The sequence below is a fragment of the Endozoicomonas sp. genome (genome assembly GCF_031844845.1).
Lineage (GTDB): Bacteria > Pseudomonadota > Gammaproteobacteria > Pseudomonadales > Endozoicomonadaceae > Endozoicomonas.
The window spans coordinates 21,308-31,405 of sequence record NZ_JAVRMB020000099.1; the positions used below are offsets into that span (position 1 = coordinate 21,308).

At 51.4% G+C, this 10,098-nt stretch carries 10 protein-coding genes and 1 pseudogene; 8 read left to right on the forward strand and 3 right to left on the reverse strand.

The window, feature by feature from the left end:
* The 4 genes from RM811_RS04755 to RM811_RS04770 all read left to right on the forward strand — a co-directional run bounded on the left by RM811_RS04755 (position 1) and on the right by RM811_RS04770 (position 4,022).
* Positions 1-1,149: an acyl-CoA dehydrogenase family protein gene (locus tag RM811_RS04755; protein WP_402521292.1), complete on the forward strand. Its 1,149-nt coding sequence runs from the start codon at positions 1-3 to the stop codon at positions 1,147-1,149.
* Complete coding sequence (locus RM811_RS04760; protein ID WP_402521294.1) at positions 1,115-1,540, forward strand: MaoC family dehydratase; 426 nt, start codon at positions 1,115-1,117, stop codon at positions 1,538-1,540. Before RM811_RS04755 ends, RM811_RS04760 begins: the two co-directional genes overlap by 35 nt.
* Positions 1,541-1,666: 126 nt before the next feature.
* Positions 1,667-2,842: a lipid-transfer protein gene (locus tag RM811_RS04765; protein WP_402521297.1), complete on the forward strand. Its 1,176-nt coding sequence runs from the start codon at positions 1,667-1,669 to the stop codon at positions 2,840-2,842.
* A 10-nt stretch (positions 2,843-2,852) separates the two neighbouring features.
* The gene (locus tag RM811_RS04770) at positions 2,853-4,022 is read left to right on the forward strand and encodes an acyl-CoA dehydrogenase family protein (protein WP_402521299.1); all 1,170 of its coding nucleotides are present in this window, start codon (positions 2,853-2,855) and stop codon (positions 4,020-4,022) included.
* Between the two features lie 61 nt (positions 4,023-4,083).
* Here the strand turns inward: RM811_RS04770 and RM811_RS04775 are convergent, their stop codons facing one another.
* Positions 4,084-4,674, reverse strand: a complete 591-nt coding sequence (locus RM811_RS04775) for a MaoC/PaaZ C-terminal domain-containing protein (protein ID WP_402521302.1) — start codon at positions 4,672-4,674, stop codon at positions 4,084-4,086.
* 64 nt (positions 4,675-4,738) lie between these two features.
* On the opposite strand from RM811_RS04775, the gene RM811_RS04780 reads away from it, so the two are divergent.
* From RM811_RS04780 to RM811_RS04795, 4 genes are all read left to right on the forward strand, one after another.
* Positions 4,739-5,914, forward strand: a complete 1,176-nt coding sequence (locus tag RM811_RS04780) for a steroid 3-ketoacyl-CoA thiolase (RefSeq protein ID WP_402521304.1) — start codon at positions 4,739-4,741, stop codon at positions 5,912-5,914.
* A 108-nt stretch (positions 5,915-6,022) separates the two neighbouring features.
* Entirely contained in the window at positions 6,023-6,943 is a 921-nt protein-coding gene (locus RM811_RS04785) for an SDR family NAD(P)-dependent oxidoreductase (protein WP_402521307.1), read from the forward strand.
* A 12-nt stretch (positions 6,944-6,955) separates the two neighbouring features.
* Positions 6,956-8,176 (forward strand): acyl-CoA dehydrogenase family protein, encoded by a 1,221-nt coding sequence (locus tag RM811_RS04790; RefSeq protein ID WP_402521310.1) that lies wholly within the window; start codon positions 6,956-6,958, stop codon positions 8,174-8,176.
* Positions 8,177-8,178: 2 nt separating this feature from the next.
* The gene (locus tag RM811_RS04795) at positions 8,179-9,318 is read left to right on the forward strand and encodes an acyl-CoA dehydrogenase family protein (RefSeq protein ID WP_402521312.1); all 1,140 of its coding nucleotides are present in this window, start codon (positions 8,179-8,181) and stop codon (positions 9,316-9,318) included.
* On the opposite strand, the gene RM811_RS04800 is transcribed toward RM811_RS04795, so the two are convergent.
* Both RM811_RS04800 and RM811_RS04805 read right to left on the reverse strand, forming a co-directional pair.
* Positions 9,315-9,527, reverse strand: a complete 213-nt coding sequence (locus RM811_RS04800; protein WP_402521315.1) for a hypothetical protein — start codon at positions 9,525-9,527, stop codon at positions 9,315-9,317. The two genes, RM811_RS04795 and RM811_RS04800, sit on opposite strands and share 4 nt — an antisense overlap.
* A gap of 367 nt (positions 9,528-9,894) precedes the next feature.
* Positions 9,895-10,098: pseudogene (locus tag RM811_RS04805) on the reverse strand (IS3 family transposase); the annotation flags it as partial.

A 10,098-nucleotide genomic window follows, 5' to 3' on the forward strand; every position in this document is an offset into this window, starting at 1 on the left:
ATGGACTTTTCCCTGAATGATGACCAACGGGCCATTGCCGATATGGCCAGTTCGCTCTTCAGTGACAGCTGCAGCGATGAAGCATTACTGGCTTTTGATAAGTCCGGTAAGACGACCATGGATGCCCTGTGGCAGTCCTGCATAGAAACCGGATTAAATGCGCTTTATTTGCCAGAAAAGTTTGGGGGTAGTGAGCTGGGCTTTACCGAACTGATGCTGGTACTGGAAGCCCAGGGTCGAGCACTGGGGCAAGTGCCTCTGTGGCGAAACCAGATTGCTGCAGCAGCCATCGCCACATTTGGTGATGAGAGTCTGCACCTTCTGGCCAGCAAAGCCGCCACAGGCGACATTCTGGTTACACTCTCACAGGCTGATCATACCCGCGCCCGGGGGATTGAGCTGCAGGCAGCTATTACGTCTGATGGCTTGTTACTCAATGGTCAGGTGAGTGCGGTCCCCGAAGGCGGATCTGCTTATGCGGTCATTGTATCGGTGGCAGGTCCCGATGGTGTTCAGCCGGTTGTAATTGAGCTGGCCAGCAATGGAATCACTCGCACTGAAGGCGTATTTACTCAGGGTGAAGCCATTGCCGATCTGACATTTGAAAACGTTATCGTCCCAAAAGCCAATATTTTACCATCGTCTGCTGTTGAGTGGCTGGAAATACGCAGTATTGCTGCTCAGGCATCGATTCAGTTAGGCGTCAGTGGACAACAGATTAAACGAACAGTGGAGTACGTGAACGAGCGCCGTCAGTTTGATCGACCAATTGCCAGTTTTCAGGCGGTACAGATGGCCATGGCGGATTGTTATATCGCCCTGGAAAGCCTGCGCTCCGTACTATGGCAGTTGTGCTATCGACTGGATGCTGGCCTGCCCGCACAGTCGGAAGCACTGGCAACGGCATGGCTGGCCTGCGAAGCCGGTCACAGTGTAGGCCACAAAGCACAACACGTACACGGTGGTTTCGGCGTAGATGTGACCTACCCCATACATCGGTATCTCTACTGGAGCCGGGCACTGAGTCTGGGTCTGGGCGGTAGCCGGGCAATTCTGGAAAAGCTGGGGGACTGGCTGACAATCAACGATAAACTGGGATGGAAGTATGACCTCGATGAAAACACTCTCGATGCAAAAACAAGAGTTTAACGATGTCAGCCTTGGTGACAGGCTGCCAAAAATGGAAGTCCCCATTACCACAACACTGGTTACTGCGGGTGCCATCGCCACCCGTGATTACTTTCCAGGGCATCATAACAAAGATGCAGCGCAGGAGCTGGGCTCGCCTCATGTGTTTATGAACATCCTGACCACCAGTGCGCTGGTACAGCGGTTTGTTGAGAACTGGGCTGGCCCGACCGCCCGATTCAATGACCTCCGTATCAAACTGGGAGCACCGAATTATCCGGGTGACACCATGGTATTCAGCGGTGAAATCTCCAATGTAGATGAACAAAAGAAAAGCATTGAAGTGACGCTGAAAGGTAAGAATTCCATGGGTAACCACGTAACGGGGACCGTATCCGTACGGTTACCGTAACCATTACTTTAAGCAAAAGTTGTCTCCGGAACAATAAACGGCAGGGCTCATCCATTCCAGCCCCCCCTGATTCAACCAGGCATTCCGGTGCAGTACTTTGCAGAAACAGAATTGAGAATAACAAGAATGAATACATCAATCAGTGGCCGCGCTGCCATTGCAGGCCTGGGGGCTACAGAATTTTCCAAGAATTCAGGCCGAACTGAAATACGGCTTGCCATGGAAGCGACCCTTGCAGCCCTTGCCGATGCAGGTATTGATCCCAGCGAAGTGGATGGTTTCAGCAGTTACTCCGTTGACAAAGTACCTGAGTATGAAATTGCCCGGATACTGGGCTGTAATAACGTCAGGTTTTTCTCCCAGATCCCCCATGGTGGCGGTGCCGCCTGTGCGCCCATACTCCATGCAGCGATGGCCGTTGCTACCGGTGTCGCAAAAACCGTCGTTGTTTATCGAGCCATGAACGAACGCTCATGGTACCGCTTTGGCTCTGGCAGCTATGGCTTTGCCGATACCCCCACGGTTGAGAATGTCAACTATGGCTGGTATATGCCCCATGGCTTCCACACCCCGGCGGCCTGGGTAGGCATGTTTGCACAACGTTATATGCACACTTACGGTGTCACTTCAGAAGACTTTGGTCGTGTGGCTGTGGCGGCCCGGGATTTTGCCGCCACCAACCCGAACGCTTTCTTCTATGAAAAGCCAATCACGCTGGAAGATCATCAGAATTCCCGCTGGGTCTGTGAGCCTCTGCATTTGCTGGATTGCTGTCAGGAGTCTGATGGTGCGGTGGCCATGGTGATAACCAGTGCCGAACGCGCCAAAGATCTCAAGCAAAAGCCTGTAATTATTAAAGCGGGCTCTCAGGGCATCGCCAGTGGCCAACAGGTTATGACTTCATTCTATCGGGATGATATTACCGGCCTGCCAGAAATGGGTGTGGTTGCCAAAGAGCTGTATGCCCAGTCCGGCCTGACGGCGGAAGACTTACAAACCGCGATTATATACGACCATTTCACGCCTTTTGTATTAACGCAATTGGAAGAGTTTGGCTTTGCTCCCCGGGGAGAAGCCAGAGAATTTGTACTCGAAGGACATCACGCCCGTGGCGGCAAGCTCCCCATCAACACCCACGGTGGACAATTGGGTGAGGCCTATATTCACGGCATGAACGGTGTGGCAGAAGCCGTACGACAGGTTCGGGGCAGTGCCATCAATCAGGTCGATGATGTTGAAAATGTTCTGGTGACCGCCGGTACCGGTGTGCCTACCAGCGGCCTGATTTTAAGCGCAGCCTGAGGAGACTTCGATGTTTGTAGATCTTACGCCCGAACAGCATCAGCTGCGTCTGAAAGTTCGTGACTACTTTACCGAATTAATGACACCAGAACTTCGCGCCACATTGAGAGGCAAAGAAGGCGGAGACGATTATCGTCGTGTGATACAACAAATGGGTAAAGATGGCTGGCTAGCGGTTGGCTGGCCAAAAGAGCACGGTGGCCAGGGCTATCAGGCCACCGAGCAACTGATTTTCTTCGAAGAAGCGAATATCGCCGGTGCCCCACTACCGTTTGTGACCATCAGCACCGTTGGACCAGCGTTGATGCAATACGGTTCTGATCTGCAGAAAGAAAAGTTTCTTCCCGGTATCGCCATGGGTGAGACTATTTTTGCCATTGGCTATTCTGAGGCGGGGGCTGGCTCTGATCTGGCCACCCTGAAAACCTCAGCAACCTTTGATGGCGAAGACTTCCATGTCAACGGTAATAAATTATGGACATCCGGTGCTGAAGCCGCTGATTTCATCTGGCTGGCGGCGCGGACCGATCCGGAATTACCCAGACATAAAGGTGTCTCTATTTTAATTCTGGATACCCGGGAGGAAGGCTATTCACACACCGTTATCCCAACCACTTCTAACCCGACTGCTGCCACGTATTACGACAATGTTCGTGTTCCGGGCAATATGCTGGTTGGACGGCTTAACGGGGGATGGCAACTGATTACCTCCCAGTTAAATCATGAGCGGCTGGGTCTTGGTTCCTGGTCTGATAAGGTAGCCGGACTGTTTCGCAAGGTTTACCTGTGGGCCCGCACTCAGGATGAAAATGGTAAACGGGCAACCGATAAGCCATGGGTTCGTTCAGCCATCGCCGAGTGTTATGCCCGTCTGGAAGCGATGCGGTTAATTAATTTCCGCATTGCTGCAGATCTGGAGCAGGGAAAAATGGATGTAGCACTGGCCTCGGCCACGAAAGTCTACGGCACTGAATCGGCCATAGAAATCCTGCGTCGTCTGATTGATATTACCGGCGCTAACGGCATGGTTCGCCAGGACTCTGCGGCATCGATGCTTATGGGGGAACTGGAGTATGAAGTACGCGCCTCAGTCACCCTGACCTTTGGGGGAGGAACCAACGAAATCCAGCGGGAATTGATTGCGCAGTTTGGTTTGGGAATGCCCCGACCCATGCGTTGAAGCTGTGAAGAAAGACCAGGTTGTCGGCTCCCCTTAACGGGGAACCGACCTACGCGATGGTTTACATATACATAAACATCATTTCGTAAACCAGTACCGGGCGTTCTTCACCCACTACATGCACCTGTTGCTCCAGCGTTAATGTCGTACCTTTGGCGCTGCCGGTAACGGCTTTTACACGACTGCGGCAGTAAATTTTACTGTTCGCCGGTACAATACCGGTAAACCGCAGCCTGTCCGAGCCTGCATTGAGCATGTTATTAAACCCGGTCACTTCAAAGGATAGTGGCGTTGGCATTTTAGGCAGCAGAATCAGGGTCAGAAAACCATGGGCAATGGTCGTTTTGAAAGGGCTGGACTTTACGCACTTTTCGGCATCCGTATGCAACCAGTAACTATCGCCGGAAAGCTCGGCAAACTGGTTGATCAACTCTTGGGAAACCGTGATTTCCTCGCTCCAGTCGCTGAATGTTTCGGTAACTTCTGCCTGCATACCTTCAATGTCTTTAAAATCGTACTTTTTCATTATTCTTCTCTTTTCAGGTTTATTGTTGCTTTGGTTCAACGTTTCAAAACGCATCCTAACGGATTTTATTTCAAGCCGATAGCCGCTGATTTTGTCCATAAAACCCGGACTGAATCTGTCATTCATTCACGGTTTGCTATCCATTATCTTTTTCGTGCAACGCCTCATAACAATAAATAAGGAGTCTCTCATGGCAGAAGCCGTCATTGTTGAAGCACTACGTACCCCTATTGCCAGGGGTAAGCCTGTGGTGGGTGACCTGCATGGTATTCATGCCGCCGAACTGCTGGCTCTGTCCATGCGGGCGGTGGTTGAAAAAGCCGGTCTGGAATATAACGAGGTTGAACAGCTGATTGGCGGCTGTGTCACCCAGGCTGGAGAGCAGGCCGGAAACATCACCCGACATGCCTGGTTGTCCATGGGTAAAACCTGGGGCGCGGGCGCAACCACCCTTGATGCCCAGTGTGGCTCAGCCCAACAGGCCAACCATCTTATTTCATCGCTGGTGCGTGGTGGCTCCATTAATATTGGGGTTGCCTGTGGGGTCGAAGCCATGAGTCGTGTCGGCCTCGGCATGAATGTTTATAACGGTCCGGGCTTCTTTTTACCAAAGAACTGGCCCTGGGACAGCACGCCCGATCAGTTTTCCAGTGCGGAAAGAATTGCTGTGAATCGTGGAATCACACGACAGGATGTGGATGAATTTGCCCTCAGGTCTCAGCAACGGGCAAAAGCCGCCTGGGAGGCAGGCTATTTTGATCGTGAAGTATTCTCCGTTGAAGCGCCAGCCTTTGGTGAAGATGGCCAGCCTAATGGCGAAACCAGAGTCGTTACCCGTGATCAGGGTTTCCGTGACACAACCCTGGAAACTCTGGGCAACCTGAAGGCGGTAGCGGAAGGTGGCATCCATACACCGGGCAACTCATCCCAGATCTCCGATGGCTCAGCAGCCATACTCTGGATGAGTAAAGAGGAAGCACTGGCCAGAGGGCTGAAGCCACGGGCACGGATTTTGACCGATGTGGTCGTGGGAGCCGACCCTTACTATCTGCTGGACGGCCCCGTTGACGCCACCAAAGCACTGTTAAAGAAAAGCGGCATGAGCCTCAGTGATATTGATCTGTTCGAGGTGAATGAAGCATTTGCTGCCGTGGTGCTCTCCTGGGCACGGGTTTACCAGCCAGACATGGATAAAGTAAACGTCAATGGTGGTGCGATTGCCCTTGGTCACCCTGTGGGCAGTACCGGTGCACGCTTGATTACTTCAGCACTGCATGAGCTGGAGCGCACTGATAAGAATACCGCACTCATCACCATGTGCTGTGGTGCATCGGTGGGTACCGGCACCATTATTGAGCGTATTTAAGATATGAACCACAAAGGCACAAAGTACACAAAGAAAAGAAAAAAAGAGTTCCTTTGTGTCTTGGTGCCTTTGTGGTGAAAAAAATAACGATAAGAACAGGAAAAAATCATGACTTCTCACAATGAAAAACTGGACGGAAAAGTTGCCATTGTCACCGGTGCGGGCCGTGGTCTGGGACGCGCCGAAGCGCTGAATCTGGCCAGGGAAGGCGTCCGGGTTGCGGTTAATGACCTGGGCGGTAATGCGGAAGCTGAAGCGGCGGCCCTGTCTGTAGTGGAAGAGATCAAGGATTTTGGTGGCGAGGCGTTTGCCTTCTTTGGTGACTGTGCCGACTGGAACGACTCTGAGCAATTATTCAAAAAAACCCTGAAAACCTGGGGTGATGTCAATATTCTGGTCAACAACGCGGGTTTTTGTCGCGACCGACTGATTTTCAATATGACCGAAGACGAGTTTGACTCAGTGGTTCGTGTTCATTTGAAGGGCCACTTTGTCAATATGCGTCATGCGACCAAATACTGGCGCGAGAAGTGCAAAGCCGATGGTGCACCGGTTTATGGCCGGCTGATCAGCACATCATCTGAAGCGTTCCTGTTCGGTTCCGTTGGCCAACCTAACTATGCGGCTGCCAAGGCCGGCATCACTGCCATGACCATGGGTGCTGCGCAGATCATGCTTAACTACGGTGTGACGGCCAATATTATCTGCCCAAGAGCCCGTACCGACATGACCAATCAAGGCGGCACTGCCGCGATGTTCGTCAAGCCTGAGACTGGTTTTGATACCTTTGCGCCAGAGAATGTCAGCCCGCTGGTCACTTATCTTGCATCACCGGATGCCGCTAATGTTTCCGGTCAGGTGTTTGTGGTATGGGGCAAGCAGGTCACCCTGATCGACAGTCCGAAAGAGGCTGCGCAGTTCACCAGTCCTGAAGCCTGGACTCTGGAATCCCTCAATACGTCACTGGGCGAGTACTTTGCCAATAAAGTACCAGTTTGTGAGGGTTTCAGTGTCATTCCACAGCAATAAGGGTAACTGATCATGTCCGACTTAACCGCATTTCGTCAGGAGATGCGCCACTGGCTTAACGACAACTGTCCTGAGTCTATGCGTACCCCTGTCACCCAGAAAGAGCAGGTCTGGGGTGGTCGTAACTTACAATTCCCGTCGTCCGATGCAAAGCTCTGGTTTGATCGCTGCGTTGACAAAGGGTACTGCGTATCCGACTGGCCAGAAGCGTATGGTGGCGCAGGCTTTTCTGCCAAGGAAACCCGGATTTTCAAAGAAGAGATGGCCAGGCTTGGCTGTCGTGCGCCACAGGTCAATCTGGGTATCTGGATGGTGGGTCCGGCCATTCTGGAGTTTGGTACCGAAGAGCAGAAGCGTGAGCATCTGCCAAAGATTGCCCGTGGTGAGATTCGCTGGTGTCAGGGTTATTCCGAGCCCGGAGCCGGTTCTGACCTGGCAGGATTGCAGTGTAAAGCCGAGTCGGATGGTGATGATTACATGATCAATGGCTCCAAGCTCTGGACCTCGGGTGCTGACGAATCTGACTGGATCTACTGCCTGGTCCGTACCAACCCCGATGTGGTCAAACAAGAAGGCATTACGTTCCTATTGTTTGATATGGCCAGCGAGGGTGTTGATGCCAAGCCCATTGAGCTGATTACCGGTGAAACCCATTTCTGCCAGACATTCTTTGACAATGTTCGTGTACCCAAAAAGAACATTCTGGGTGTTGAGAACCAGGGCTGGACCGTTGCCAAGCGTGTGCTGCAGTTTGAACGCAATATAATGTCCGATATGGAAGCATCGGCCAGCACGTCCGGGGTCACACCGCGATCAGCAGCAATCGAACATATTGGTCTTGTGGATGGCAAGCTGGCTGATCCGGTTTTTCGACAGTCGGTTGCCCGCCATGAAATTCAGAAGCGGGCCCTGGATAAAACGCAGCAGAGAATGACGGATGAATTTGCCCAGGGCATCGGTGATATGAATGTCGCCATGATTCTGAAATATGTGGGTACCGAAGAAGAAAAGCGGAAATACGAGCTGATCCTGAAACTGGCGGGTGAGCAGGCACTGGGCTGGTCCGGCGAGGGCTTCAGTGATACTGAGCTGCAGCTGACCCGGGACTGGCTGGCTTCGAAAACCCACAGTATTGCCGGTGGCACCTCTGAGATTCAATTGAATATTATTGCCAAGCGGGTTTTGGGACTGCCTGATGGGGCCAGTACTTCTGGAAAGGGAGCGAGGAAATAGTTATGTCGTTAGCATTTAATGAAGAACAACGCTCCCTGAAAGATACGGCCAGAGATTTTGTCCAGGCCAACAGCCCGGTTGAAAGCCTGAGAAAACTCCGGGACAGTCAGGACCCGGTGGGTTTCTCCAGAGAAATCTGGGGGCAGATGGTCGAGCTGGGCTGGGGTGGCGTTATATTTCCGGAAGCCTGCGGTGGTTTCGACTTCGGCGTGAAAGGGCTTGCCGCCTGTATGGAAGAGTTTGGTCGTACGTTACTGGTTTCTCCACTACTCTCTTCCGTTGCGCTGTCAGGCTCTGTGATCCTGTATGCAGGGAATGAAACCCAGAAAGAAGAATTATTGTCGTCTATTGCTGCCGGTGAACTTCTGGTCAGCCTGGCACTGGAGGAAGGCGTACGTCATAACCCACTGGCAATCCGCACAGCCGCAACCAAAACTGAAAATGGTTATGCCATCAGCGGTAACAAAACCCTGGTAATGGATGGGCATGTAGCGAATCAACTAATTGTGGTGGCAAGAACCGCAGGCCAGCCGGGGGATCAGGACGGCATAAGCCTGTTTATGGTGGATGCCGGTGCTGAAGGTGTAGCCATCAACAAGACACACCTGGCCGACAGTCGTAACTATGCCCGTATTGCTTTTGATAATGTCGCTGTTTCAGATAGCGCATTACTTGGACAGGCAGGTCAGGGTTTTGAGGCACTGGATAAAGCGTTGGATGTTGCCAGAATCTGCCTGGCTGCAGAGCTTTTTGGCAGTATTCAGGAAGCATTTGAACGCACAGTTGAGTATCTGAAGGAGCGTAAACAGTTTGGGGTATTGATTGGTACCTTTCAGGGCCTCCAGCATCGCTGCGCCCATATGTATACCGAAATCCAGCTGTGTAAATCGCTGCTGATGGATGCACTGAGTGCTTTGGAAGCGGGTAAAAAGAACGCGCCCGCATTGATCAGTGCCGCCAAGGCGATAATCTCGGAAACTGCTGAGCTGATTACCAACGAAGCGGTGCAGTTACACGGAGGCATTGGCGTAACTGATGAACTGGAAATTGGCTTCTTCCTGAAGCGGGCTCGTGTCGCTCAATTATTACTGGGTGATGCTCATTTCCATTATGACCGTTATGCAAGTCTGAACGGCTATTAAACGGCCCTCAGGTCTATCACAGAACCATGCAGGTCGGTAATTCTGAAAGAATTACCGATCAACTTTCGACCAAATATGCAGTTGCTGCTCTCAGGGCTAGAGATGGTTAAAACAATAAAAAGAAGTCTTGTTTTTTCGCCGAAAACGCAAACGCCTGTTGTGAAATGTCCACGGAAGTCGGTCATGGCTTTGGCCGTTGCTGCTTCCATTACCATGCCTGGTGCTTATGCGCTCTCTTTTCAACCAACCGAGGGAATAATAGGAAGGAATAATAGGACACCCGGAAATAATAGCGGGAAATAATAGGGAAATAATAGGAAGGAAATAATAGGGAAATAATAGGGAAATAATAGGGGAAATAATAGGACACCCATAAACTGGACTTTCCATATATCGAAGAAATAATAGGACACCCATGGAAATAATAGGGAAGGAAATAATGAGGAAATAATAGGAGAAATAATAGGACACCCATAAACTGGACTTTCCATATATCTATTCTACTTTTCTCCTGAACCGAAATAATAGGAAGAAATAATCGGTGTTTTTCAAGGTAGTTGTCCCGAAAACTCAATTTTAGGCCGATTTTTTCACCCGGTTTTCCGCTTCTGGAATTCTCTCAGGGTTGAGGGCTACCGCCCCCACTGGCTCCCAGTTTCTGGGTTGACCTGACCAGCGCGAAGGGTTGGCCTCCCGGGCTTTTCTATACAGCTCCTTCCGATGATCAAGGATTGCTTTATCCTTGCCTTCATGCCGCTGTACAGGCGTCACAAAGCGGAT

What these genes read in the sequence shown, in the direction of transcription:
- RM811_RS04755 (WP_402521292.1), top strand. Translation starts at nt 1, where the DNA reads ATGGACTTTTCCCTGAATGATGACCAACGGGCCATTGCCGATATGGCC.
- RM811_RS04760 (WP_402521294.1), top strand. Translation starts at nt 1,115, where the DNA reads ATGAAAACACTCTCGATGCAAAAACAAGAGTTTAACGATGTCAGCCTT.
- RM811_RS04765 (WP_402521297.1), top strand. Translation starts at nt 1,667, where the DNA reads ATGAATACATCAATCAGTGGCCGCGCTGCCATTGCAGGCCTGGGGGCT.
- RM811_RS04770 (WP_402521299.1), top strand. Translation starts at nt 2,853, where the DNA reads ATGTTTGTAGATCTTACGCCCGAACAGCATCAGCTGCGTCTGAAAGTT.
- RM811_RS04775 (WP_402521302.1), bottom strand. Translation starts at nt 4,674, where the DNA reads ATGAATGACAGATTCAGTCCGGGTTTTATGGACAAAATCAGCGGCTAT.
- RM811_RS04780 (WP_402521304.1), top strand. Translation starts at nt 4,739, where the DNA reads ATGGCAGAAGCCGTCATTGTTGAAGCACTACGTACCCCTATTGCCAGG.
- RM811_RS04785 (WP_402521307.1), top strand. Translation starts at nt 6,023, where the DNA reads ATGACTTCTCACAATGAAAAACTGGACGGAAAAGTTGCCATTGTCACC.
- RM811_RS04790 (WP_402521310.1), top strand. Translation starts at nt 6,956, where the DNA reads ATGTCCGACTTAACCGCATTTCGTCAGGAGATGCGCCACTGGCTTAAC.
- RM811_RS04795 (WP_402521312.1), top strand. Translation starts at nt 8,179, where the DNA reads ATGTCGTTAGCATTTAATGAAGAACAACGCTCCCTGAAAGATACGGCC.
- RM811_RS04800 (WP_402521315.1), bottom strand. Translation starts at nt 9,527, where the DNA reads ATGGAAGCAGCAACGGCCAAAGCCATGACCGACTTCCGTGGACATTTC.